This is a genomic window from Ktedonospora formicarum (assembly GCF_016587355.1).
Classification (GTDB): domain Bacteria; phylum Chloroflexota; class Ktedonobacteria; order Ktedonobacterales; family Ktedonobacteraceae; genus Ktedonobacter; species Ktedonobacter formicarum.
Map to the genome: position 1 here is coordinate 50249 of NZ_BNJF01000010.1, position 24179 is coordinate 74427.

At 51.5% G+C, this 24179-nt stretch carries 23 protein-coding genes and 1 pseudogene; 14 read left to right on the forward strand and 10 right to left on the reverse strand.

Features of this window, described 5'->3' with window-relative positions; all coding sequences use genetic code 11:
* Positions 1-72: 72 nt before the first annotated feature.
* The 3 genes from K3T82_RS44615 (at position 73) to K3T82_RS44625 (ending at position 2864) form a co-directional block, all read left to right on the forward strand.
* On the forward strand, positions 73-660 hold the full coding sequence (locus tag K3T82_RS44615; RefSeq protein WP_220199910.1) for a DUF488 family protein: 588 nt from the start codon (positions 73-75) through the stop codon (positions 658-660).
* A 932-nt stretch (positions 661-1592) separates the two neighbouring features.
* Positions 1593-1898, forward strand: a complete 306-nt coding sequence (locus K3T82_RS44620; protein ID WP_220199911.1) for a helix-turn-helix transcriptional regulator — start codon at positions 1593-1595, stop codon at positions 1896-1898.
* Between the two features lie 147 nt (positions 1899-2045).
* Entirely contained in the window at positions 2046-2864 is an 819-nt protein-coding gene (locus K3T82_RS44625; protein WP_220199912.1) for a 3'-5' exonuclease, read from the forward strand.
* 65 nt (positions 2865-2929) lie between these two features.
* On the opposite strand, the gene K3T82_RS44630 is transcribed toward K3T82_RS44625, so the two are convergent.
* Positions 2930-3169 carry a hypothetical protein gene (locus K3T82_RS44630; protein ID WP_220199913.1) on the reverse strand — a complete coding sequence of 80 codons (240 nt, stop codon included), beginning with the start codon at positions 3167-3169 and terminating at the stop codon, positions 2930-2932.
* 414 nt (positions 3170-3583) lie between these two features.
* On the opposite strand from K3T82_RS44630, the gene K3T82_RS44635 reads away from it, so the two are divergent.
* The 4 genes from K3T82_RS44635 to K3T82_RS44650 all read left to right on the forward strand — a co-directional run bounded on the left by K3T82_RS44635 (position 3584) and on the right by K3T82_RS44650 (position 5206).
* Positions 3584-3988: a hypothetical protein gene (locus K3T82_RS44635; RefSeq protein WP_220199914.1), complete on the forward strand. Its 405-nt coding sequence runs from the start codon at positions 3584-3586 to the stop codon at positions 3986-3988.
* A gap of 382 nt (positions 3989-4370) precedes the next feature.
* A complete protein-coding gene (locus K3T82_RS44640) occupies positions 4371-4523 on the forward strand; it encodes a hypothetical protein (protein ID WP_220199915.1) in 153 nt (50 codons plus the stop codon).
* A gap of 6 nt (positions 4524-4529) precedes the next feature.
* Entirely contained in the window at positions 4530-4922 is a 393-nt protein-coding gene (locus tag K3T82_RS44645) for a site-specific integrase (protein WP_220199916.1), read from the forward strand.
* Complete coding sequence (locus tag K3T82_RS44650; RefSeq protein ID WP_220199917.1) at positions 4916-5206, forward strand: hypothetical protein; 291 nt, start codon at positions 4916-4918, stop codon at positions 5204-5206. The genes K3T82_RS44645 and K3T82_RS44650 overlap by 7 nt, the downstream gene beginning before the upstream one ends.
* A 120-nt stretch (positions 5207-5326) precedes the next feature.
* Here the strand turns inward: K3T82_RS44650 and K3T82_RS44655 are convergent, their stop codons facing one another.
* Genes K3T82_RS44655 through K3T82_RS44675 form a run of 5 tightly spaced genes read right to left on the reverse strand, consistent with a single transcriptional unit; the run spans position 5327 to position 11825 of the window.
* Complete coding sequence (locus K3T82_RS44655; protein WP_220199918.1) at positions 5327-6826, reverse strand: sulfatase family protein; 1500 nt, start codon at positions 6824-6826, stop codon at positions 5327-5329.
* Between the two features lie 24 nt (positions 6827-6850).
* Positions 6851-8695 (reverse strand): GH39 family glycosyl hydrolase, encoded by a 1845-nt coding sequence (locus K3T82_RS44660; RefSeq protein WP_220199919.1) that lies wholly within the window; start codon positions 8693-8695, stop codon positions 6851-6853.
* 48 nt (positions 8696-8743) lie between these two features.
* Positions 8744-9628: a carbohydrate ABC transporter permease gene (locus K3T82_RS44665; protein WP_220199920.1), complete on the reverse strand. Its 885-nt coding sequence runs from the start codon at positions 9626-9628 to the stop codon at positions 8744-8746.
* An 18-nt stretch (positions 9629-9646) separates the two neighbouring features.
* Positions 9647-10591 carry a carbohydrate ABC transporter permease gene (locus K3T82_RS44670; protein ID WP_220199921.1) on the reverse strand — a complete coding sequence of 315 codons (945 nt, stop codon included), beginning with the start codon at positions 10589-10591 and terminating at the stop codon, positions 9647-9649.
* Position 10592: 1 nt separating this feature from the next.
* On the reverse strand, positions 10593-11825 hold the full coding sequence (locus tag K3T82_RS44675; RefSeq protein ID WP_220199922.1) for a sugar ABC transporter substrate-binding protein: 1233 nt from the start codon (positions 11823-11825) through the stop codon (positions 10593-10595).
* Between the two features lie 843 nt (positions 11826-12668).
* Between K3T82_RS44675 and K3T82_RS44680 the strand changes: the two genes are divergently transcribed.
* Positions 12669-13916 (forward strand): ROK family protein, encoded by a 1248-nt coding sequence (locus K3T82_RS44680; RefSeq protein ID WP_220199923.1) that lies wholly within the window; start codon positions 12669-12671, stop codon positions 13914-13916.
* A 15-nt stretch (positions 13917-13931) separates the two neighbouring features.
* On the opposite strand, the gene K3T82_RS44685 is transcribed toward K3T82_RS44680, so the two are convergent.
* Positions 13932-14798 carry a helix-turn-helix transcriptional regulator gene (locus K3T82_RS44685; protein WP_220199924.1) on the reverse strand — a complete coding sequence of 289 codons (867 nt, stop codon included), beginning with the start codon at positions 14796-14798 and terminating at the stop codon, positions 13932-13934.
* Between the two features lie 376 nt (positions 14799-15174).
* Here K3T82_RS44685 and K3T82_RS44690 point away from each other — a divergent pair, with 376 nt between their 5' ends.
* From K3T82_RS44690 to K3T82_RS44705, 4 genes are all read left to right on the forward strand, one after another.
* On the forward strand, positions 15175-15312 hold the full coding sequence (locus K3T82_RS44690; protein ID WP_220199925.1) for a hypothetical protein: 138 nt from the start codon (positions 15175-15177) through the stop codon (positions 15310-15312).
* Positions 15287-16405: a LuxR C-terminal-related transcriptional regulator gene (locus tag K3T82_RS44695; RefSeq protein ID WP_220199926.1), complete on the forward strand. Its 1119-nt coding sequence runs from the start codon at positions 15287-15289 to the stop codon at positions 16403-16405. The genes K3T82_RS44690 and K3T82_RS44695 overlap by 26 nt, the downstream gene beginning before the upstream one ends.
* Before the next feature lie 126 nt (positions 16406-16531).
* Positions 16532-17536 (forward strand): ATP-binding cassette domain-containing protein, encoded by a 1005-nt coding sequence (locus K3T82_RS44700; RefSeq protein ID WP_220199927.1) that lies wholly within the window; start codon positions 16532-16534, stop codon positions 17534-17536.
* Between the two features lie 107 nt (positions 17537-17643).
* Positions 17644-18354 (forward strand): ABC transporter permease, encoded by a 711-nt coding sequence (locus K3T82_RS44705; RefSeq protein WP_307811413.1) that lies wholly within the window; start codon positions 17644-17646, stop codon positions 18352-18354.
* A 356-nt stretch (positions 18355-18710) separates the two neighbouring features.
* Here the strand turns inward: K3T82_RS44705 and K3T82_RS44710 are convergent.
* The 3 genes and pseudogenes from K3T82_RS44710 to K3T82_RS44720 form a co-directional block, all read right to left on the reverse strand.
* Positions 18711-19654: pseudogene (locus K3T82_RS44710) on the reverse strand (LLM class F420-dependent oxidoreductase).
* A 15-nt stretch (positions 19655-19669) separates the two neighbouring features.
* On the reverse strand, positions 19670-20683 hold the full coding sequence (locus K3T82_RS44715) for a hypothetical protein (protein WP_420799422.1): 1014 nt from the start codon (positions 20681-20683) through the stop codon (positions 19670-19672).
* Positions 20684-21008: 325 nt separating this feature from the next.
* A complete protein-coding gene (locus K3T82_RS44720; RefSeq protein WP_220199929.1) occupies positions 21009-22331 on the reverse strand; it encodes a cation:proton antiporter in 1323 nt (440 codons plus the stop codon).
* Between the two features lie 412 nt (positions 22332-22743).
* On the opposite strand from K3T82_RS44720, the gene K3T82_RS44725 reads away from it, so the two are divergent.
* Together K3T82_RS44725 and K3T82_RS44730 are read left to right on the forward strand one after the other, a co-directional pair.
* Entirely contained in the window at positions 22744-23079 is a 336-nt protein-coding gene (locus K3T82_RS44725) for an antibiotic biosynthesis monooxygenase family protein (RefSeq protein WP_220199930.1), read from the forward strand.
* Between the two features lie 156 nt (positions 23080-23235).
* Positions 23236-24036, forward strand: coding sequence for an SDR family NAD(P)-dependent oxidoreductase (locus K3T82_RS44730; protein WP_220199931.1), 801 nt, complete (start codon positions 23236-23238; stop codon positions 24034-24036).
* Positions 24037-24179: the final 143 nt, after the last annotated feature.

Below are 24179 nucleotides of genomic sequence, written 5' to 3' on the forward strand. Positions count from 1 at the left end.
GCAACGATCCTGATGGGTATGCCAAGAGCGTGGAAGCCTTTGTTGACCAGTTACGCCAGGAGGCATGAATCAATGGCAGAACACGAAGAGTTTGGATCGCTGACCACGGCTGGCTACTCCAACAAAGGCTGTGAGGAATTCCTTCAGCAAGCGCTACGTGTGAACAGGAGAGCCATGATTGTCGATACGAGGAACTCACCTACCCGCCAATGGTCATCCTTCTGGATGCGGCGAGGCTTAGGTGAGCGCTACCACGAGCGCTATGTCTGGCGTGGTGATCTGCTGGGGAATATCAACCATGCTCGTCGCCATCTTCCTATCCAACTGAAGGATGAGCAACGCGGCTTGGCCTGGATTGTCCGCCAAGGGCAGACACTCATTTTACTGTGTGGGTGCGCGGACGTTGCGCGCTGCCATCGTAAAGTCATCTATGACAAAGTGTGTGCTCGCCTTCCAGGGCTGGTATCAGAGTATCGTCCTGGTTCGCGTGTGAGTACGCCCTATGGTCTCGGGTTGATTGATCCTGACATTCCCCTTGAGGTCAGTCAGGCACGTAATCGTTATGCGGTGATCCATGATACCTGGACACCTCATCGCTATCTTCCACCTTCCGCCATTGAAACCTACGAAGATCCTGAGCTTCTCGCACTCCTGTCGTAGGTCATTGGCAGTCGTAGAACAGCCCTTATAGTATCTGCTGTAAGGGCTTGCCAGCCGACGAGGTAAGAAGAAAGCCGCGATTGCCGCTAGTTATACGATTCTTGAGCTTCTCCTCCCTTGAACTCCATTTTCAGGAGAGTACGGAAAGCGCGGAGGAATTGGAGGTAGATTGATCTATGACGCTCAGGCTCCCCTTAGAGAGTAGTAGACAGGTTGAGCACTCAAAGCCTGCAGAATGCCCAACCTATCGAGAGGCCGTTATCATTGATCGCCCTAATTTTTTAGCGGCGATAATAGTACGGGCCATAAGAAGGATAGTATGGGCTGTAAACAGGATAGACGATCGGACGGTAAACGTACGGGCTGTAAACGGGATAAACGTACGGGCTGTAAACGGGATAAACGTACGGGCTATAAGGGGGGAATTGTGCAACTGCTCCTGTTTTGCTTGGCATTGCCGTTGTGGTGCTGGCGGCTGATGCTGAATGTGTTGTACTGGTTAGCAGCAGTAGGGCAAACAAGCAGCTGAACACTGTAAGAAAAACAATTTTAGTACACGCCAAGTTCTTCATGAGCGAACTCCTCGAATTAGAGCCTTATGTGCATAAGCGCATCTAATTCCAAAATTACTAGATGGGAACGCCAAATGGGTAAACACTACCAAACGCCCCTATTAGGGTACATTTTTTTTATAGCATCGGAGACAAACTCAGGAGACATTTCGGGGCATGCCTCGGCACTGTGTAGCGAAGCTCTTGCAAACTGATAATGCCTCACCGTTACACAGGTGTGCTCGTCGGTTTATATCAAAAAAGACACATCCCCTGAAGATACCCGGCGGACTGGCGTAGCCCTGCCTGTGTACGCAACGCCGTTGGGAAGGAAACATCGTTACTATTGTTTGCTTAGATTTGGAGAAGGAGAACACCTCTATGTCACGTACGCTAACCACTGTAGCCCTTGTCTCCCCTGGCGTCCCCGAGAAACCTCGACGCGGCCGCAAGAAGAAGGAGGTTATGACTCAAATACCGTCACCACATTCCCAATCTGACATAAGCCAGGAGCGAGCATTGACCATCGAGCAAACCGCACAATACCTGGGCGTGGGTCGTCCCAAAGTCTATGACTACCTTCGCGATGGTCTTTCCTCGGTCAAATTGAGTGATGGGGTGCGCCGTGTCATGCTCTCATCGCTCATCGCCTGGCTCAAAGAGCGAGAGACATGCGGCGTCGTCTAATCTTTCCTGATGTTTGACTGTACGACAGCAATGACTTCTTCCAGCATACCCACCCAGCGCCCACCACACCAACTTCACTCCCTGTTTCTCATGAACTTTTTCGCCCCTCTACCAACCACATGATTTCTGATCAGAAAGGAACATTTTATGTCTATTGATCCTTTTGTTGCTACCGTGAATGCCCTTGTTGCCCAGGAGCGCTCCAAAGGTTCTGTCCAGAGCTATGAGGATTTAAAAGAACGCATACAACGTCGCGCGCACCTCTACGATGTTTTGCAACGTATCGAGGACGAAATGCGAGCACTCCGTTCGACTGTCCAAACGCTGCCGAGTCTCCCACCTGAACGTGAGGTTCTTTGGGCGAATGCAGTGCTTACCTTGCCCAACCTGGCTCTGCCGGAGATTGACACGACTGGCCTTGATGCAGCTGCCGAGATCGTGCGTGTGACGTTGATTGATTCAACTGGTGCAGTCCTTGATGACATCCTGATCAAACCCACGAGGCCGCTCTCTCCCCAGGTGAGCGAGATCAATGGGATACATAACAAGGATCTGGAGCACGCCCCAACGATTCGCGAAGCCTGGCCGCGCATTGAGCGATGTTTCCAGGGCCGGCATGTTGTGAGCTTCTCGCAAGACTTCGACCGGGACAAGCTTAATGAAACAGCAAACCGCGACCAGCTTCCCAGGATGAATTTCATTGGCGAGGATTTGCGACTACGTGTCGGACAGTACCTGGGCAACAGCTATATCAGCCTTGTAGAAGCCTGCACACGTATCGGGCAACCGTTACCGAAACGCCCTCATCAGACGGGGATAGATCGAGCCAGGGGGCAGCTGTGTGTCCTGCAAGCGATAGCAAATGCGGTGACCTCGTGCAATACAGCGACCCAGCAACAAGAGAGCATGAGTACAGGCCTCGAAGGAGACTCAAGTCTTGAGGATCTAGATGAACATCCCTTCTAAGGGAAAAAGCGGGCGGACCCGGAAGATTCCGGGTCCGCTTGGTGCTTGGTGCGATGGATGGGTGATCAGACCCCGTAGGGAGTGACGACGCGGTTCCCCTTGTCGTCGACTTCTGCGACGTAGCGGATACCTATTTCGAGCGCCTTCATACGCGCGTTCGCGTCAGCGATCTGCGGGTCTGAGAGGTCGACGAACTGGCCGCTGGCCCAGATCGAGAGGAGTTCCTGGCGCTCGCGCTCTATCGCCTCGACCTCGTCGGGCGTGAGGCCCTCCCCCTCTTTATCTGTTCCGCTGTTGGGCGGCATGCTGACCTCCTGGGTCAGGTTGGGGAAGAGTCCTTGTGACCCTTCCTGGAACGGACACCTCAACGTGCAAGGCTCCGTGGACTCGCCTGAACGCAAAGTGCATCTCAGTCGACTCCGCAAAGCCCAGAAGTTGATACCTCACCTCATCACCTAGGGCTGATGCTTCGTTTGTGTGCCGTGCCTCCGCGCAGAAGGCGCGATCAGAGCAGACATCAGCGAAGCGTCTCTCAAGTCGAATCAGACCATCAAGAGACAGATGTGATACCTCCTATGGTAGCATGCTTTGCTCGTGAGTTCCAGGCGTTTTCTTCTCTATCATCCCCCAAATGGCAATGGCGAATGTGGTGACCTCATACACAATGCCCCAGCAACGAGAGTGCACAAGCGCAGGCCTCGAAGGAAAGCTACGTCTTAATGATCTGGATGAGCATCCCTTCTAAAGTAAAAGCCCACCCTCGTAACGATAGGGCTGAGGGGCCGCTGTATCAGCGGCCCCTCAGCCCTATCTCATGGCGTCATCTAGAGCGTTCAGAGAGAGCTCGGCGGCTCCTCGTAGTGCACGCTGTCGAGCTTGGCCTGGGCCTCTTCCTCGCGGCCCAGGTCATACAGGTGAGCCGCCTCCAGCAAGGCGATCTTCTCCTTGTCGCCCTGACCATCGTTGCGACGCTCAGCCTGAGCGGGGTCATGACGACGCTCGGCCTGACGCCGGCACCAGTCACCCTTTGCACTCATCGTGTCCACCCTTCTCCACATTCCCGATTGCCAGGAACCCAGCTCACCCTACATGAGCTGAGATTAAAGCCTTCGGGCATGAGGTGATAGGGGTATTGTGCTTACACGACTCAACTCCCTCTGCAGAAAGCTTCAATGGAACAGGTTCATCTGAGATCGCATTCGTGATCTCTGTGCCCAGACCTGATAGATCCTCGCGCACGCCCATGCAAGCACCAGGCAGCGACGACAGAATCCATGGGTAGGCATTTCATCTTTCAGGGATGAACCAGGAGTATCCCTCCTTCTTACCCACAAAGACTACACTGACTGGATCTATCTTAACACAGCTTTTCTGCTTTCGCGTTCCCTCCATAGCCCCAGATGAGCGCGAAAGGGGAGTAATAAGAGTTCCAGCACGACCTTCAGACCCATCGTCAACAACCATCGGGAACAATCCCTCAACTTCAAGAGAAAGTCAGGTAGAACAATGACAGAACATGAGAAAAATGCGATCCGTGTCCGTCTGCGGAATACGCCACACGTATTGACCCTCGATCAATTACGTCGCTTCTTCCAGGTCGCAGAGCAGCAGAGTCTTGGAACGCTGCTGTGGTTTGCACTCTGCACTGGTATGCGCTAGGGAGAATTGCTTAGTCTTCGCTGGCACGATCTCAATGGTGAGACCAGGGTGCTTTCAATTCTCCGGACGCGAAATTCGCTCTCTGAGAAGGTCAATACCGAAGAGGAGGTCGCTCCTTCCCTCCAACGGAGGATTAAGCTCCCACCATCTCTTCTCGAAGCGCTCTTGCGTCACCAGGAGGAGCAGCGCGAGATGTTCCTCGCCGAAAGCGAGGGCTGGAGTGAGAAGGGCTTGATCTTCTCTACAGCGGCGGGAGGACCTCTCTCGCCAGCGCATCTCCGGCAAGACCTTCTGCAGGTGTGTCGTGAGGCTGAAGTTCCATTGCTTAGCCTTCACGACGTGCGAAACAATACCACCTGTATACTCTTCTCCTTAGGTGTAGATCCGAGGGTGTGGTAACTACCTATATCACGGGTACAATGAATAGCCTTATCAGTACACTGGTAAAGCGTTTGAAGCAGCCTTCTCCTGGCTCACCTGTCACTAATGATAAAATGAGAGGCTTCATTCCCTTCTCCACGCCAGTCCTTCAGGCAACTATGTTGCTGATCTATCTCTTTGGGGCTTTCATGAATGGCCTCATCGCGTTCACTCAGCCTTCGCTGGTATTGCTTCTTCCTGGTATGGCTCTCATTATAGTTGTGGTAAGAGCGGTCTCTCACGCACTGCAACAGCGTCGCTAAGGGAAGAGCCTCTAGCTGACGGTTCCGTCTGGGGAGACAATCTACATGATTTAAAGAGACAAGAACGATGCTGCCAGTAAGTTATCCAGCACTGGCAGCATCGTTCTTGTCTCTTTGCTTCTATTGTTCGATAGGTTGAGGTGTGTAGTCTTTCTCAATGCGAGACCAGCATGTCTGTAAGCGTTGGACATCGTCTTCTCGATTCTGCTTACGTAGCCTTTCAGCAAAGTCCACAAAAGACTTACCAAGCATAACTGGTGCTGATCCTTGAATGGCGCGCATTGGATCGCCCTGGTGTGTGATCGCAATATTCTCGTGTTCCCATGCTCGCAATTGGGCATCCATCTGAGCGACCCGTTCGGGGTGATGCTCAGCCAGATCGGATGTTTGATGTGGATCATTGTCCAGGTCAAAGAGCATCTGTGGAGGATAGACAAACAGCCCTGGATGATAGGTGCGGATATAGAGCCAGCGCCCATCATAGACTGCTCGTTGTCGTGTGTGCAATCCATGTGACAGCATGATCTCGCTACGTGGTGCGGTGAGTGTTTGTCCCTCAAGTAGGGACAAGAAGCTTTGACCAACCCAGCCCCGAGGAATGCTGAGTCCAAGGGCATCAGAGACCGTTGGGGCTAGATCAATATTGAGGAGGAGCTCGTCTCGCTGGCTACCCATGATGTTTTCTGTGATCCCGGGCCATTTAACAATGAGTGGAACGCGGTTAACCGCAGGGCTGACGGTGCCATGCTCCATATATTGTCCCAGCTCGCCAAAGGCTTCGCCATGGTCGGCAGAGATAATGATGGCTGTTTCGTCTAGAACTCCCTGGCGTTCCAGGGCCGCAAACACATGACCAATGTGCTCATCGACAAAGCGAATCGCTCCATCATAGCCATTCATCAGGTGTTCGAAATCGCCACGATTGGCAATCTGGTCAGGCATAGTCGGGAACTGGCTCTTTCCATAGCCTTCCCAGATGGTATCATTCCAGAGCAGACGCGCGGTACGTGCCCCAATGGTTTGCTGATGTTCCTGAATGGCCTCTTCATCCGGCCAGGAGGGGGTGGCTGGAAAATTTTCCATATGCCGCATATAGGAGAGGGGCTCAGTGTACGAGGTATGCGGATCCCAGTAATTGAGGTGCACGAACCAATTGTCTTCATGAGCGTGCTGCTCAAACCAGGGAAGCGCGACAGCATTTACCTCATCCGCGTTTTCATTGCCGTTTTTTAGACTGGAGAGATTGAACTGTCTGAACCCAAAATGAAACCAGCCAGCCAGATGGCGATTGGCGTAACTGGAGAAGCTCACCGTATTCATACCTGCCTGCACGAGATGGTGCATCCAGAGTGGAGCCTCATCTTGGGTCTGATGGTCATAGCGCATCGTGGACCCAGCCGGCGTATCCTCGTGGGCGACTACGCCGTTTTGAATGCCAGGTCGCGCGCTAAAACAAGCGGCGCGACTTGGCACACAGGGGCTATCGGAGCAGAAATAGTTAGAGAAGCGTATTCCTTGTGCAGCGATGCGGTCGATATTTGGGGAGGTCGGACGCTGATATCCATAGCATCCCAGGTGATCAGGTCGTAACGAATCGATATCGATGTAAAGAATGCGCATGCTTCTCTCCTTTCAATCTGAACACTAGCGTGTAGGTGTCAATCGTAATCGTACGACACCTGGCATGGGGAGCGTAAAGGCAAGATCAGCAGCACCATGCGTTGCTACGACATCTGGCATCTCTTCGACCGCAAGGGTATCGGCGGCATGCAGGATATCCCATTGTTCAGGAGTGGGCCAGTCAGTCTGCCCGGTCCAATGAGTCGTAATATTGGAGTGGGTCATATCAATACGCGTGATGGAGCAGTGATAGGACTCGGCAAGAAGCTGTTCAAGATGAATGCGAATCTGGCGGTCGAGAAGAGGATCACCATCAATCTTGGATTGATCAAGGGTTCCGTTCCAGACCAGGACATCGAGCGTACCATCGGCTTTGCGTGTGACCCAGGAATCAATGAGAGAGCCAGCGCCATCGCCCTGTAACTCTGCATGCACAAGATCACGTCCCATCTCTTCAAGTAAGGCTAACGCCCAGTAGCGCGGCTTATGCAGATTGCCAACGGAGAGCAAGCCGAAACCGCCGTGAAATAGCTTAGGTGCTCTACCCAGTTCCTCAAAATGATCGCTCACGACCCAGTAGGCCAGGGCATCAGCATGGTTTTGTGCACTCTTCATGCCATGAAGCACGAAAGGAGCCCCAAAGGCCGCATCATTGACGCGCGCGAAATGGGTTGGTGTAATGCCCCATTCTGTCCATAGGACCTCGATATGGGGAAGGTTCGCGGCCTTGAGTGCCTCTTTGAAGTTGAGCGGTAAGTTGCCATAGGTGTGAGTTGAGATGAAATCCAGGGGTGATCCTTCACGTTGAGCATAGTTGAGGAAGTCAACAACCCATTCCGCCGCCGCTGTTGAGGGACCGCCAACCTTGAGTCGCTCATCGACAGCTTTAATGGCGCGCGCAGCGACATCATACAGGCGGAAATATTCCTGCTGTGTTCCGGTCCAGAAGACCTTAAGATTGGGCTCATTCCAGACCTCAAACCCCCACTGGCTTACCTCTTCGATCCCATAGCGCTCAACCAGATGCGCAGCCAGGCGACCATTTAGTTCACCCCAGCGCTGCCAATTCTTCGGAGGTGAGATAATCCCCTTGTATGTGAAGATGGTCTTCGTGACATCGGTGGCAAGATCGCTCGGCATGAATGAAAGCTCAACAATAGGGCGGAAGCCCAGTTGGAGCACAAAATCATAGATTCTGTCGACCGAGCTAAAGTCATAGGCTGCCTCGCCATTGACCTCACGATAGACGTTCTGCTCATCATCTAGAATGGCGTGCGCGCGAAGATAGCGAGCGCCAAGTTCGTGATGTGCCATCGTAAAGGCCTGGGTGTACTCGCTACCAATCTGGCTATTACCGGGACCTTCCTTATAGAATAGCTGGGAAAGATGTTCGCCGCCCAACATATGCCAGAGAGGATTGATCTGTCCAGCCTCCTTCTGAGCCTGGATGTGGAGCGTTAGAGGTTCAGACACCTGGGTCTGGGGTTGAGCTTCAACGATTGTCGACAACTCGCTTGGGCGAGCCTTCGCGTCCGCGATTGAAGCGATGGCATACCAGTATTGTTGCCCAGGAGTACAGGTAGTATCAGCATAGGCGAGACCTGGTACCGCCAGGACATCACCGCCTCCATGATCGATAATGGTGAAAGGCCCTGTAGGCTGTTCGCTACGATAAATAAAGTAGCCAACAGCACCCTCAACAGGAGACCAGCGTAGTGTGACCTGACCAGCACCTGAGGTCGCCGCGACTTGTTCTGGTGGGGGCAGGATTGGCAAGCGATCTGGCTCTGATCCTTCCTTAATACGTTGACCTATTCGCTTTTCCCAATCAGCGCGAGCTGAATTTGCCTGTGTGGTAAATTGGTCCATACTTGAATACATATCCATTTCTAATTGCGAACGAGAGTTAGTAAGTAGCTACCCCTTCAAACCCGTCATTGCAATACCCTGTGTGAAGTAGCGCTGTAGTAACAGGAAGACAAAGATAACGGGAAGGACGACAACAACCGCCCCCGCCATCAATAAGCCATCATCTGATGCATACTGGCCGATCGCGAAGGTCGCAATTGCCACTGGCAAGTTATATCTTTGATCGCTAGTCAGCACGATGAGGGGCCAGAGGAAATCGTTCCATGAAGCCAGGAAGGTCAGAATAGTCATCGTCACGAAGGCCGGAACACACAGGGGAAGCGCGATACGCCAGAAGAGGAAAAACTCGCTCGCTCCATCAACCCGACCCGCCTCAAGCAATTCATCGGGAATACCAAGCATAAACTGGCGCATCAAGAAGACGTTAAAAGCGCTTGCCGCACCCGGCAGAACCACAGCCGCTAGTGTATTGACCAGATGGAATTTGCTGATCATGATGAAAAGCGGGATTAGAGTAACAGAGCCTGGAACCATGAGTGTGCCAATGATAAGCACAAAGATCATATTGCGCCCAACGAATTGAATTTTCGCCAGGGCATATCCGAGCATAGAACAGAAGATCAGATTTAATCCCGTCACTGAAACGGCAATGACGGTAGAGTTCCAGAAGTAGAGCGGAAAGTTGAGTTTAGTGAAAAGCTTGCTATAGTTGGCGAGCGTCGGAGCTTCAGGAATCCAGGTTGGCGGGAATTGTGCTAACTCAGCGGGAGATTTAAACGAACTGAGTAGCATCCATAAAAACGGTGCAACAACCGCAATCAGTCCCAATGTCAGCAAGACATAGATGCCCCAGTGATGCTTCTTCGGGGTTACTGTACGTGCTCTGGATGGTGCTTTTACCGCTGATTGTTCAGGTGTCATGCTATCATACATCGCATTTCCTCCTCACTTCTAATCTTGTGGGCGCAACAGGCGGAACTGAATGACTGCCATGATGACGATGACAACAAACATCACATACGCGATGGAGCTTGCGTATCCCAGATTAAAGAAATCAAAGCCCTGTTTATAGAGATAGATGGAGACAGTCAGGGTACGGTTCAACGGGCCACCACCAGTCATAACAAAGGGTTCCGCGAAGACCTGCAAGAAGCCAATGCTTGTCATCACCACGACAAAAAGCATGGTGGGCCGTATCATGGGCAAGGTGATGTAGCGAAAACGCTGAAAAGTGTTGGTACCATCGATGCTAGCGGCTTCATAGAGCGACTTATCGACATCCTGCAGGCCCGCAAGAAAGATAATCATGCCCGAACCAATGTTGCGCCAGATTGCCATGGCGATGATAGAAGGCATCGCCAATGTTGGATCACCCAGCCAGTTTGGTCCCTGGACATGCACCAGATGGAGCAGATTATTGATCAGGCCCGCGTCAGGATCGAGTAAGTAGCGCCACACGACAGCCACGGCAACAATACTCGTGACCACTGGTAGATAATACCCAACGCGAAAGAACGATTTCACGAAGCCAACGCCTTGATTGACGCCAAGGGCTACCAGCAGAGCGATAGCGACATCGAGTGGAACACCAACTACCACAAAGTACACTGTATTTAAAGCAGCGCTCAAGAAGGTGGCATCATGGGTAAGCTTAATGTAGTTTTGAAAGCCAATGAAGTGTAAATCGAAGGGATTGGCGAGATTGCCCAGGCTGAAATCGGTAAAACTGAGGATAAGTGATGCCAGGATTGGGCCTGCCATGAAGACAAGAAAAATGATACCCCAGGGAAGCGCGAAGATCCATCCAGCGATATTTTGTCTCATATGCGACCAACGTGACACCCTAGGTGTCACGTTGGCCTGTGAAGCTGCGAACGCGGTTTTAGCCTTACTCATATTAGTCCCCTGTACCAATCGATTCGGCGTTTTGCTGCATAGATTGAGCGGCCTGCTCAGGGGTTGCCTTGCCTAACATAACCTGTTCCATATTGGTATCGATGCTATCTGCGACTTCTTGCCATTTCACGATAGCGGGAGGAGCCTTGGCATCGTTCAACTGGTTACGGAAGACAATCATGTTTTTGTCAGTGGAAAGTGTGCCGGAGTCCCAGGCAGCCTTCGCGGCTGGCATGTCTTGCATGATGGTGTACCACTTCTGCTGCACATCTGGCTGAGAGAGGTACTTCACAAACTTCCAGGCCGCCGCCTTATTCGAGCTGTTTTTGAAGACAGCCAGGTCACCACCACCTACAAATGAGGTCATCGAATTTTGCTTGGGCAGAGTCGCGACCGCCCATTTACCATCCAGCTTACCATTGCTTTTCTGGTTGATAGCGCTGATGTTCCATGAGCCTGAGATGAACATTGGATGGGTTCCCTGGACAAAAGCCTGGATACCGTCAAAGTTCTGAGGAGCGGAAGAAGGTGTCAGGCCCTGTTTGAAGAAGCTCTGGTAGTAGGAGAGAGCCTGTACGGTCTGAGGTGTGTTCAGCGTGAACTTGCCGTCTTTGTAGACATCACCACCACCCTGCCAGATGAAAGGAACCAGCTCCTGCCAGTCTTTCGCGCCCAGGTTAATTCCATACTTCGCGCCCCCTTTTTGCTGCATCGCTTTCGCATCCGCCAGCAATTCGTCCCAGGTCTGAGGTGCGTGCGTGATGCCAGCCTTCTGCGCGATATCGGTACGATAGAAAAGGACGCGGGTATCGACGTACCACGGTACACCATAGGAGGTGCCATTGTAGACCGTTGTGCTCCAGGTGCTGGGGAAGAAGCTATTCTGATCGATATCGCTGGGGGGGGTATCAAGAGCACCCATTTTGGCGAATTCGGGCATCCATGTCGTGCCCATCAGCGTGACATCGGGGGTTTGACCACCAGCGACGGCGGTTAGCAATTTGCTGTGTGCATCGCTCCAGGGAATGGCCTGTACTGTGACATGAATGTTGGGATTGGCCTTGGTAAAGTCATCTGCCAGAGCTTTTAAATTATCGCCTTCAGCTCCCATTGCCCAGACCGTGAGATTCCCTGAATTGGCATCACCACTGGAACCGCTATCGCCGCATGCTGCAAACAGAGATAGAAGGAACGCGAAAACGAACAGAAGCACTACATTCCTTTGTTTAAACATTTTTCCCTCCTTTGGGATTGCTTTGTAAGACCCAAATGCTAGTAGAAGGACCGCATATTTATACATCCGCTTGTATAGATATACATGTCATAACAAGTAATCCTTCGCCGTTTGAGAAGCATATAGATTAAGAAGATGATAGAGTGTACACAAATGGAAGAAATAGAGCTTTGGAGAAAAAGAGCGCGCAGCTACTGCATTGTGAATGCCCTGCTCATTTGATTGTTGCGAAGATTGAGTGCTCGCCACAAATTGATCTCCTTCGGCACTGACAGAGAAACGTATCCATTGAGCGTACCGCAACGGCGTTGGTATACTAAAGCTGCATATAGCAATTGCCGCCGTAAAAAAAGACATAGAATGATAGGCAAAATACCCATTTTTACGTGCTGTATTGCCATATGACTCTGGTGCAGAAAACCGCGTCAGCCTTCACTGGTGCTTTCAGCGATGCGCCCCCTCTCCCTGAGACAGGAATCTGGCAGCGTCCTTAATTTGAAAGTCGCAATGAAGTAATAACATACCTCTTACATACCTGTCAATGCTTTCTACTCCATTTTGTGGCAAAGTTATGTAAATTGCTGATCAAAAAAAGCAGTTATTGGTACTCTTGGGCCTGTAAATGTTTGCCATCTGGAGCAGTATTGCTGCACAGGAGCCGGGGCGCTTTCCATCTTCTTTATCTCGAGCGCATGTTGCTTCTGTAGTATTATTTCGCGTAGAATAGGATCAGAAAGTGTCTTTTCCGATGGGCAAAGTAGCATAAATCTTGACCAAATGTCCGTGATATCGCTATAATAACGCCCATATTTAATTGAAAATATCAAATAAAGGGGATGCAAAATGGGAACGAGGCCACGAACTAATGGACACTACGGAGGAACGAGCCTGAAGGGGCTGCGACGTAACAATCGTGGTTTCGTCTATCGTGCTATATGGGACCTCAAGCGTGTTTCCCGTGCTGAACTTGCCTCTGTGACAGGCTTGCATCCCGCAACGATCACCCACATTGTCGATGAATTATTAGCTGATAATATGATCGTTGAAGTTGGAAGTGCCGATCCAACTATCGGGCGTCCTCGATTACAATTGCAAGTGCATGCTGAAGTGGCGTATGTTGTAGGTGTTTCTATGACGCGCGAGGCCGTCTCTGCCGCATTGATTGATCTTGGAGGTGCGGTCAGCGAGGTGATCCAGATTGATGGACTTGATCTTGCCGAGAAGCAGGAATATACCGTCAATCGTCTTCGGCAAGCTATTGAGATGTTACTAGAAGGCGCGGCATCAACTGGTCGGAATGTGATAGGGATTGGAATTGGTTTTCCTGGCCCGGTTGATCCTGCTACAGGACAAACCTATTTGACGGAGGCGAAGGGAATACGAGAGCCTCTCTCTTTCTATCTCGGTGCGCGGCTGGCGGAATACTTTAAGCACCCTTTATATATAGATAATGATTCAAATGCCCTGGCCTTAGCTGAACAATATTTTGGCGAATGCCATAATGTCCATGATTTTGTCTGTATCAATTGTGGCATCGGAATTGGTGCGGGTATTGTCTGTAATGGAGATGTCTATTATGGCCCTTACGGCAATGCGGGTGAAATTGGGCATAATGTCGTGGATATTGACGGCGTTGAATGTGTGTGTGGGAATCGAGGTTGTCTGACATGCTATGCTTCTATACCCGCTATCATTGAGCAGGTAGCAACTGTGTTGCCACACTATCCAGAGCCACCAACCCTAAATTATATCGCGACGTTATATCGCGAAGGGCATGAACGAGTAATTGAAGTAGTGGATAGAATTTCGAGATATCTGGGGCTTTCGATTATCAATATAGTCAATACTCTAGCGCCAGAGGTTGTGGTGCTCAGCAGCCATCTTGAGCAGCTTGCCCCAATTATTGCGCAGAATATCCAGGTTCAGATGAGACATAACCTGGCCTCTCCTATGCATGAGCATACTCAGATTGTGAGTTCGCGTTTAAAATATGCGTCTCTACAAGGTTCTGCCATGCTCGTGATTCGTCAGATATACACCAGCGGTAGTTTTCATATTCACTCGGATGCGGCTCTCTCATCCACTAAGTAGTTTCCTCATCTGGCTTTAATGGGTTTGTGCGCCAGCATGTATGGTTTCCTGTATTGTCTTCAGTTTGCTTGCTGTCTCTGGTGATGCCGGTGCATAGGTTACCATGTGAAGCGGAGGTGTTACTGGTACGATAAAGATGGTACTGGCAAAGTGGAGACGACCCACCCGAGGATGGTTTAAGATCTTCTCATTGTAAATATCACATGAGGCTTGCACATTGTGTTGTGACCACAATGTGCGGAACTCAAGACTTTCCTTCTGTAAATCGGCTAGCAGATGCTCAAACCAGGTATCACCAATATACTTATCATAGGCGGAACGAAAATACATGACGGCATGCTGGGCAGCCAGTTCCCAATCAACAAAAAGTTCGCGTGCCGCAGGATTGGTAAACATATCCCAAATTCTATTGCGCTCTCGCTCCGTACGCAGAGAGAAATCACCAAAGATGTGACAGGCACCTTCGTTCCAGGCAACTGGATTAAAGCGATGATCAATGAGCATCGCGGGTGTGGGTGAGAGAGCATCGAGCACAGCTTGAATGCCAGGAGGGGTTGGGGCTGTATTGGTGTGTTGCTCCACAACTGGAACCATACCACGGGCAAGAACAAAAAGGTGGCGGCGCTCTTCGTTATTGAGTTGTAGCGTTTCGGTGAGCCGCTCAAGTACTTGTTCAGAGACCGTAATGTCACGCCCCTGTTCAAGCCAGGTGTACCAGGAAACGCCGACACCGGCAAGAAGGGCAACTTCATCACGTCTGAGTCCTGGAGTTCGTCGCCTCCCAAGTGTAGGAAGGTCAAACTGTTCGGGTTGTAAGCGCTCTCGCCGAGTGCGCAGAAAACTAGCAAGCTCACTTCGCCGCTTTTGCGTGTTCTCTCTCATGTGATTTATTCCCCTTTGCTTCAGACAAAATCTTCATAAGGTCGCTTGCCAGAGGCGCGATGCTAGTTGGTGGCGCTTGCTACCTTATCATCGCCCATATATCTTTCTCTATCGGCGTGTCCTTCCTGAGAATGTAGCCTCCTCAACCGTTATGTCTATAATAACGATTTTTCAGGACCCTGGCATTCCTCTGCTAGATAATGTCTTTTAGCCAGGTGAACTGAGTCATTCCCATTAACGTTTCTTCCCCTTGAGCGTTCATGCTCACCCTGATATACTCCCTATTAGGGTAGTGTTAGGATCTTTGCCTAATACCTTCTATTTGCGGGGCCTCGCTACCCTCTGTCTGCATCTGGCTCAAGGAATGGCATATCTGTTGAGTCTCGATTTTGCCGCTGCCGAGCGCGTGTTGAGTGAGGCTCGCACGACGGTTTCGGTAACGAACTATCATTTCCTGAACCTGATTGTTATGGGGATGCTGGATTGTTATGGGGATGCTGGCGGACCTGTATGAAACGCAAGGCGAATTGCGCAAGAGCGAACAGTTGTATCGTCATCTGCTGCTGCTCTTTGGGTCGCGCAAAGAAGTCCAGCCGGTCATTTCAGGCTGGATTTCCATGATTTATGCCAATCTGCTCCTCGAATGGAACCGTCTTAACGAAGCTGAACATGCGCTTCAGCGGGCGTCAAGCGCGTCGCTAAGGACCGCCCACAAGGAATTTACCCTTGAATACCATCTTATTCAACAACGCCTTTTTCTCATTAGAGGCAACGACAAAGAGGCGTTTACCATCTTGCAGGAAATCGAAGGGGATCTCCCTCTTATGCAGCCATCGCGACTCGTCACGGCGGCAGCCAGACTGGCGCGAACACGATGGCTATTGAGCCAGGGGCAGATTGAGGATGCGGCACATTGGCTCAAAACACAGCACCTTCGTTATGAAAATGCATTCTCCGAGGACCCTTACAAAGACCTCCCAGGGGTAGGAAATTTGATCTTTACAGAATATATGCTCCTGGCTCGTGTACTCATCGCACAGGGGCGACACGCACCCCGAGATGCATATCTTAAAGAAGCACTGGCCCTGTTGGACCATTTTCGTCTTCCTTCAGAACAGGTTGGCTTGACGAAGCGCGTAATTGAAGCCCTGATTCTTACATCACTGGTGTACCAGGCGCAAGGGGAGACGTCTACCGCGTTGGCAACGCTTTCACGGGCTGTCTCTCTGGCAGAATCTGGAGGTTTTGTGCGCCTCTTCATCGACGAAGGCGAGCCCATGAATATTCTGCTTGTTCGCTTGAATGTTTACAAAGTATCGACGCAGGTCTATCTGCAATCATTATTAGAGGCTGTATCGCACCCAAACACGCCTGAAGTAGGGCAGGATGGAACCCCTGCCCTCTCATTGCTCCCGGAAGCATTGAGCAGGCGTGAGCGAGAGGTGCTGACACTGCTGGCTACCGGCGCCTCAAACCAGGAGATTGCGGCCCTCCTTGTCATTGCTCCCAACACGGCCAAACGTCATGTGAAACATATCCTCGCCAAATTGGCTGTAACCAATCGCGTTCAGGCGGTAACACGCGCGCGCGAACTCCACTTACTGTAGTCAAAGATACTCCCCATAGTGCTCCTGGGGGGGCAGGACAATATCTTTTCACTCCACTACACTTCTGATATGCGAGGAGGCATCACATGCCCTCTTGGAGAAGAACGGATGAAAGGAACGATCCTGATGGCAAACAGACCGGCCATTCTGGCCGAAAGCTTACACAAATCGTATGGCAAAACCCATGCGCTTGCCGGGCTAGACCTGATCGCTGAGGAAGGGAGTGTGCTCGGGGTGCTTGGCCCCAACGGAGCAGGCAAAACCACAGCCGTACGTATTCTGACTACCCTGCTCAAGCCTGACAGCGGGCACGCGGAGATTGTGGGGCTGGATGTCGTGAAGCATGCGGCAGCAGTTCGTTCGCGAATTGGTTTGACGGGTCAATATGCTGCGGTCGATGAAATGTTGACTGGCTACGAAAACTTACAGATGGTTGGGCAGTTGTATCATCTCTCGGCGAAGGTCGCGAAGCGGCGTGCCCGTGAATTGCTCATGCGCTTTGATCTCATGGATGCCGCTTCTCGCCTGGTGAAGACATACTCAGGAGGGATGCGTCGTCGTCTCGATCTCGCGGCAAGCTTTATTATGACGCCACTTATTCTCTTTCTGGATGAACCCACTACCGGCCTTGATCCACGTGGACGCCTGGCTATGTGGGAGGTGATTCGAGAACTAGTAGCTGCGGGAACAACCGTCTTACTCACAACGCAATACCTGGAGGAAGCTGAGCAACTTGCCACTCAGATCGTGATTATTGATCAAGGGTGCGTCATCGCTAAAGGTACGGCTGATGATCTGAAAGCGCAAATCGGCGGAGAGCGGCTTGAACTGACTGTGGGTCATGGGAGTGACTTACAGGTAGCTTCCCAGGTGATTCGTCCATATAGCTCGGGCGAAATTCAGATCGACAGTGAAAACCGCCATCTGGTGGTGCCAGTGACGTATGGAGCGCAGCAACTGGTGGCAATTGTGCGTGATCTGGATGATGCAGGCATACTTCTGAAGGATCTGGTTTTGCGTCGTCCCACGCTAGATGATGTTTTTCTTTCCCTTACCGGCCATTCTTCTATTGATAAGCCTCAGTCTTCACAGATTCCGATGGCTCAGACACAGGAAAGGAGCGCACGATGAACAGTAGCAGACGCTCGCCAGTAGAGACCGTTGTTCCACTGGTCCGCCCTGCCTTCTACTGGACGCTGGTCAATGCATACGTGATAGCGAGGCGCTAGATACGGCAAATTCCACGCATTCCTGATGAACTCGTTACCTCTACTATCCAGCCAATCATAACGGTGCTGCTCTTTCGCTACATGTTTGGAGGAGCCATCAACATCCCTGGTACCAGCTATATCAATTACCTGATGGCTGGCGTGTTTGTACAATCTATTGTCTTTGGTTCAGCCTCTGTTGGAGTAGGGGTCGCAAACGACTTACAACGCGGTATGATTGATCGGTTTCGCTCATTGCCGATGGCTCAATCGGCTGTGCTTACTGGTCGCATTGTTGCTGACCAGATTCGCAGCGCCTTCATCATCCTGGTTACCTGGATCGTTGGTCTGCTCGTTGGTTTTCGACCAGAGGGGACGCTTCTCTCCTGGATTGCGGCCTCCGCGCTCCTATTGCTCGTCAGCTTCGTGTTCGCGTGGATCTCGGCGCTGTGCGGGTTGTTGTTTCGCAGTGTGGAGGCTGTGCAGCAGGCTGGACTGGTCTGGATTCTGCCGTTCGCGTTTGGTAGTAGTGCGTTTGTGCCGCTTACAACCGTGCCCGGTTGGTTACGCGCGTTTGCTGAGCATCAGCCAGTCTCTCTGGTAATGGATGCAGTGCGTGGTCTGTTGCTTAACCATCCTAATGCCTCAACCATTATCTCCGCCCTCATCTGGTGTCTATGTCTTCTCGCGGTCTTCATCCCGGCATCCGTATGGGCTTATGGACGCCGCGCAGCACGCTAACAAGAGATCTTCTTTTTGTCAAATACATTTGTAAGAGCAGAGGTGAAAATGATTGCCTCTGCCCTTTGTTTCTGGTGGAGTTCCGTTATCCGAAACTGACCCAAATACGGACAAGCCCTATCTGGCGTTCGGTTCCTGCTTCAACGAACAACCTGCCTGGATGTACCAGGTCTTACAGGATCTCCACAGGCGTACATTCCGGTGTCACTCACCGTACGAGGAGCAATTCTAGCAGAAACGAGGGAAGAACGCAAGAGCAACAGATGTCAACAGAAAGGGAGACTTGTCCACTCTTCAAGAAACTTGTTTTGACCCTTTCCGTGGCCTTTATAACACCTCTTGTTGTGGTCAAGCGCCTACACAATTAATTCCCTGGCAAAGAAGCGCAGCATATCCAGATTCAGGACATCAGGGAAGCGGAGGATGACCTCCTGAACTCCGATCTCCTCCAACTTCGCCAGGCGTTTGCGCAATGTATCCGGGCTTCCAACCAGGGAGCTTGCTAAAATGGCGGCTCTACCAGGCAGGTTAGTGGGAATCTTTGCTTCCGCTTGCTCATCGGTCTCACCAATCATACAGGAGAGCGTCACGGTGCGGTGAATCTGCTCATAATCGCGCCCTACGGTTTCACAGTGTTTTTTCAACGCATCAAGCTTGCGCTGAATAGTTTCCAGAGAACCGCTGACATTGCAGGCGTTGCCATACTGAGCAACCAGCTTGAGTGTGATTTGCTCTCCGCCTCCGCCAATTAACAGGGGTATATGCGGCTTTTGTACGCTTTTCGGCTGATTGATGGCACCGCGCACCTGATAGTAGTTTCCCTCGAAGACCGCCTCTTCTTGCGTCCACATGGCAAGGATCACCTGTACTGCCTCGCGCAACTGGCGCAGGCGCTCGGGGTCTCCGGATATTCGTAGCCATAGGCGTAATACTCATTCTCGAGCCCACCCGCACCAATCCCAAAGTTCAGTCGTCCGTGTGAGAGCACATCGACGGTACTGGCCATTTTCGCCAGGAGTGCGGGATTGCGGTAGCTATTGCAGGTAACCATTTGCCCAATGCGAATCCGGTGCGTATCGCGTGCAATGGCCGAGGCTGAGGTCCAGCACTCAAAGGTCACTTCCTGGGATGGCCTGGGAAAGGTCTGAAAATGGTCAACCAACCACAGAGAGGTAAAACCAACCTCCTCGGCGACCTGGGCAACCTGTGTCATTGTTTCATACGCTTCAACAGGATCTTTCCTGCTCGCCAGTTCCATTGTCCAGCCTTGTGGCAGTGAGAGGCCAAATTGGAGAGGCATACATAGCTCCTTTGATTAATCTTTGTAGAAGTCAGCAAGTGCTCTGAATGCTGCCTTGGGTTCCCAAGGCATATCAGGGTAGGTGTCGCCAAAGTGGTCCTCCAGGACTTTGACCACGCCCCAACTTGCCATATCCAGATCTTCACGTGGATTGCTCCGGTGTGGCCAACCGTAGCAGACAAAGGTACATGCGAAGGCGGAGTCGACTCCCTCGGCGGTAAAAATGTCCAGTAGCTCTCGCAGATAGGTGGCCTGCTCCTGTTCGTTGCGGATGTAGTCGCCCTTGAGTCGGACCGGGGTGGACCCTTCATATTCGATCATCTCTGCGCCGCCCCGAGCGCCGGAGTCGGCTGCTCCTCGGTGGGTGGTACAACCGAACTCGGTGATCGCAACTGGTTTGCCCTGCGAAACGAGCGTACGGATGCCTTGCTGGTAGATGTGGGCCACTTCCTTCGAGCGGTGCGCATCGACTGAGATAAAATCAAACGGCGTCCAATCAATGCCCTCAAAAGGGATCGAGGCATAGGTGACTTTGCCGCCGAACCACTCGCGGACTGTCGCGACAGCTTTTGCGAGAAAAGCATTGATGCGGGCGGGGAGTCCGGCTAGCATCTGGAGTGTTTCCGGCTTCCGTTGCATGAGATTGTCGACGCGCTCCTCAAGGCTGCCACCGGGTAGAAACCCACTGTTGAATAGGCTCAGTTCGGCGCCAGTAACAAATACAACCTCTGCTCCTCGGTGGCGAATCCGCTCGGCTCGTTTGGCGGCATCTGCGAGCAGGTTGAGCATAGCTTCGGGGCTATATTGGTAGGTGAATGGCGAGAACCAGACCTCCAGGCCCAGATCAGCGGCATGTTGCGCGGCGAACTCGAGTTGGTCCAGTTCGTCGCCGAACAGGCGTATCGCGGTGCAGTGCAGATCATCATGTATGATCTGCAATTCGCGCCGGACAAGCTCTGGATCGAATGGTCGGCGGGTGACGCCATCGACACTGAATCCGGTATCGTACCCAATGCCCCTGGCTCGCAGGGATTTTTTGACTTGTTCGGCTGATTTGGTAGCATTTTGCTGCATATGTGTTTCCCTTTCAGACAAGAATACCAAGTAGGAGGACAGGCGAATATCAGGACATACGTATCTGAAGCCCGGAGCTCGCTCCTCTACGATGCCTCAGAGATATTTTCCTGACGTGTTCTGCCGCTGTTTTCAATGAATGAAATTTTCTTTCATTGAAAGAATGATACCCCCTCAATCCATCTTTGTCAACTGCTTTGGGGAGGATGACCAGGCTGCACAGTTACAGCGATAGCAGCAGCATGGATTGCTGCTGCTATCGCTGTAACTGTGTCAGATACTATATAGATTTCTCCGCGATTTGTTTATCAGATGGAGGGTTTTCACCCTCATCTGGCGGGGGAGCCTGTAACGATGGAAAGCGTTTGAGAAGCCAGCGCAGAGTAATGCCTTGAATGAGCAAGGTAAAGAAGACCACGGCATAGGTAGAAATCACTAAGACGGAGCGATGTGGAATCTCAGATGGGAGTGCCAGGACCAGCGCCAGGGAGAGAGCTCCTCGCAGCCCGCTCCAAAAGATGACCAATTGCCATGAGCGAGGAATTCGTTGGCTGGGACCCATTCCCCGGAGACGGGATGAGAGCATCAGCATCGAACGAGCAGCCAATACCAGTACCAGAGCTAGTCGAGCTACCAGCACAACACTCACTGCAAAGACCGCAATCAGCAGGGTCGTAATCTCCCCGCCTGGAGCCAGGGGTAGAGCCAGGGGATTGAGTTGAACCCCTACCAACAAAAAAATCAAGGCGTTCGCAATGAATGCCAATATACTCCAGAATTGATCGACCGCAACCTGAGATTGTTCTGACATGCCCATCCGGCGCCCATAGTTGCCCAATACCAGAGCTGCCACAATCACCGCAACGATGGCGGAAAGGTGAAATCGATCAGCTACTAGATATACCCCATAGGCGGTAATGAGGGTGAGGGTCATTTCCATGAGTGGTTCATCGATTTGTTTGACGATAAGACTCATGAGCCAGCCCACAAGAAGACCGAGCACAATTGCTCCGCCAGCCTCAAGCAAAAAGGTTCCTATCCCTTCTGTCCAGGCTTGGAGTCCACCGGATGCATGACCTTGCTGGGCTAGTAGGACGACCGCGAGAAAGGTTTGGTAGAGCGAGCCAGCCACGCCATCATTGAAGAGGCTTTCACCTTCAATGATCGTCGCGAGCCTTTCATCGATGTGAAGCTGGCGGAAGAGGCTGAGGACCGCAACCGGGTCGGTAGGTGAGAGAATCGCCGCGAGTAAGAAGGCTGTGCCCCAGTCAAGCCCATCGAGGACATGCAAGATACTCGCGATGATGCCGAGAGAGAGGAGGAGTCCGGGGCCCGCCAGGAAAAAAATTGTGCGCCAATGGGCTCGGACCAGATGCCAGCGGATAGACCAGGCTCCTTCAAAGAGCAGGGCGGGTAAAAAGACAAATAATACCAGTGGCGGAGTCAGGTGGACATCTGGGAGAAAGCCAAATATGCTCAGACCCAACCCAACGATCACTAATCCAAGCGTATAGGGGACTGCAATCCGGCGTGTGGCCACTATGGTTACCAGGGCAATTGCCAGAAAGAGTACTAGATAGCCCTCGATTGAGGGAATATTCATTGCGTCGTCCTTTCGACTTCTGTTCTCATCTTGTTTCGTTTGTGTACCAGCACCGACGCATCCATATGTATGCAAAAGGAGCGCCGATGGCCGACCAGGCTTCCCGGCACTCCTTTTGCGGAGGAATAACCCCTCCAGCGCTTGTAATATACGAGACACATAATGAAAACGCAAGTCTGAAGCCAGTTCGCGCCTCATCTCTTGCGACAGAAAATTCTAGCCTGTTGTTTTTACGCCTATGATAACTTCACTCCTCGTTACGATAATTCCTCAGAGCTAGAATACTCCATGAAACAAGTTGAAATAATCATTCTTTGAGACAGAGCGCTGGTTGGAACTCAGCCTGTCCACTGACTTCGATAAATAAAGCGAGATCGCTCCCAATACAAGGTAACAATCAAGGAGAGAACCTATGACTCAACAATCTGGAAATAACGACATGGTGGTATTTATTAATGTCTTCATCGTTGACTCCGTAAACCAGCAACGGCTTGTTGATTTACTCACTCAAGTTACAAATGTTTCTGTACGTCATGCACCTGGCTTTATTTCGTCGACCCTCCATCGAAGCGTCGACGGAACAAAGGTTACGATGTATGCCCAATGGTGTAGCGTTGAGGATTATGAAGCGATGCGTAAGGACCTGACCCCTCTACCGTATCTTCAAGAAGCGCTCACTATCGCCAAGTTTGAGCCGGGTATGTATAAAGTCGTCAAGACATTTGTGCCAACGGATGAACATGCTTAAAAATACAGGGTGAAGCTAAGAGTGTTTCTGGCATGGATTATGTGTAATTTGTACATGACACAACCGATTTCGCTGGAATTGTTCTAGGGAGCCTATGCCTCTTCTTTGGGTACCTCATGGCAATTTCGCAGAAACACATGAAAGAGTGATAGTAATATGGAATTACATCTCTTGGGAAAGAGGGCTTTGGTTACAGGATCGAGCTCTGGTTTGGGTGAAGCTATAGTTAGAATGCTCGCGAAGGAAGGCGCCACCGTCGTGGTGCATGGTCGCAATGAAAAACGGGTGAATGATGTCGCTGCGATGATTCGCGCTGATGGTGGGCAGGCTGAGAGTGCGATAGGTGATCTGAGCACAGATGAGGGAGCTGATATCGTTGTATCCACTGCTCTGTCTGAGGGCCCCATTGATATCCTGGTTAATAATGCTGGTGTCTATGATCATCTATCATGGGCAGAGGCAACGACGGCACTCTGGGCCCAGATCTATAACACCAATGTGCTTTCTGGGGTGCGTATGATTCAGCGCTTACTGCCCCAGATGCGTGAACGCCATTGGGGCCGAGTCATCCATATTGGCGGCGGATTATCAATGCAGCCAATGGCCGTCCAGCCACACTACAGCGCCACATTGGCTGCTCGCCATAACCTTGCTGTATCTCTCGCCCGCGAACTCAAGGATACTGGCATCACGTCAAATGTGGTCGCACCGGGCGCGATTCTCGTCGGCGAAGTCCAGGATTTGCTTACGCGTCTAGCGCCTGCTAATGGTTGGGGCGAAACATGGGAAGAGATAGAGTATGGTGCGGCCCGGGATCTTGTCCCCAATGATGTTGGTCGCCTGGGAAGACCGGAGGAGATTGCCGCAGCGGTCGCCTATCTGGCAAGCCCTTTTGCTGATTATGTGAGTGGCGCAACCATCCGCGTCGATGGCGGAACCATCCGTTCAGTCATCTAAGAATGCAATGGATCAGGGACTCATATGAAATTCGCAGTGTGATTATTTGTGCGTAGGAAAAATATATGACTAAAAAGTGACTTGATAGGGCTATTTGCGTTAATATTATTGCGGAGATTGTAGAGGCTGCTTGCTGAGTAGGC

Bases quoted from the DNA above. Each gene is read 5' to 3' on its own strand.
- K3T82_RS44615 (WP_220199910.1), top strand. From the start codon at position 73: ATGGCAGAACACGAAGAGTTTGGATCGCTGACCACGGCTGGCTACTCC.
- K3T82_RS44620 (WP_220199911.1), top strand. From the start codon at position 1,593: ATGTCACGTACGCTAACCACTGTAGCCCTTGTCTCCCCTGGCGTCCCC.
- K3T82_RS44625 (WP_220199912.1), top strand. From the start codon at position 2,046: ATGTCTATTGATCCTTTTGTTGCTACCGTGAATGCCCTTGTTGCCCAG.
- K3T82_RS44630 (WP_220199913.1), bottom strand. From the start codon at position 3,169: ATGCCGCCCAACAGCGGAACAGATAAAGAGGGGGAGGGCCTCACGCCC.
- K3T82_RS44635 (WP_220199914.1), top strand. From the start codon at position 3,584: ATGATCTGGATGAGCATCCCTTCTAAAGTAAAAGCCCACCCTCGTAAC.
- K3T82_RS44640 (WP_220199915.1), top strand. From the start codon at position 4,371: ATGACAGAACATGAGAAAAATGCGATCCGTGTCCGTCTGCGGAATACG.
- K3T82_RS44655 (WP_220199918.1), bottom strand. From the start codon at position 6,826: ATGCGCATTCTTTACATCGATATCGATTCGTTACGACCTGATCACCTG.
- K3T82_RS44660 (WP_220199919.1), bottom strand. From the start codon at position 8,695: ATGGACCAATTTACCACACAGGCAAATTCAGCTCGCGCTGATTGGGAA.
- K3T82_RS44665 (WP_220199920.1), bottom strand. From the start codon at position 9,628: ATGTATGATAGCATGACACCTGAACAATCAGCGGTAAAAGCACCATCC.
- K3T82_RS44670 (WP_220199921.1), bottom strand. From the start codon at position 10,591: ATGAGTAAGGCTAAAACCGCGTTCGCAGCTTCACAGGCCAACGTGACA.
- K3T82_RS44675 (WP_220199922.1), bottom strand. From the start codon at position 11,825: ATGTTTAAACAAAGGAATGTAGTGCTTCTGTTCGTTTTCGCGTTCCTT.
- K3T82_RS44680 (WP_220199923.1), top strand. From the start codon at position 12,669: ATGGGAACGAGGCCACGAACTAATGGACACTACGGAGGAACGAGCCTG.
- K3T82_RS44685 (WP_220199924.1), bottom strand. From the start codon at position 14,798: ATGAGAGAGAACACGCAAAAGCGGCGAAGTGAGCTTGCTAGTTTTCTG.
- K3T82_RS44695 (WP_220199926.1), top strand. From the start codon at position 15,287: ATGGGGATGCTGGCGGACCTGTATGAAACGCAAGGCGAATTGCGCAAG.
- K3T82_RS44700 (WP_220199927.1), top strand. From the start codon at position 16,532: ATGGCAAACAGACCGGCCATTCTGGCCGAAAGCTTACACAAATCGTAT.
- K3T82_RS44720 (WP_220199929.1), bottom strand. From the start codon at position 22,331: ATGAATATTCCCTCAATCGAGGGCTATCTAGTACTCTTTCTGGCAATT.
- K3T82_RS44725 (WP_220199930.1), top strand. From the start codon at position 22,744: ATGACTCAACAATCTGGAAATAACGACATGGTGGTATTTATTAATGTC.
- K3T82_RS44730 (WP_220199931.1), top strand. From the start codon at position 23,236: ATGGAATTACATCTCTTGGGAAAGAGGGCTTTGGTTACAGGATCGAGC.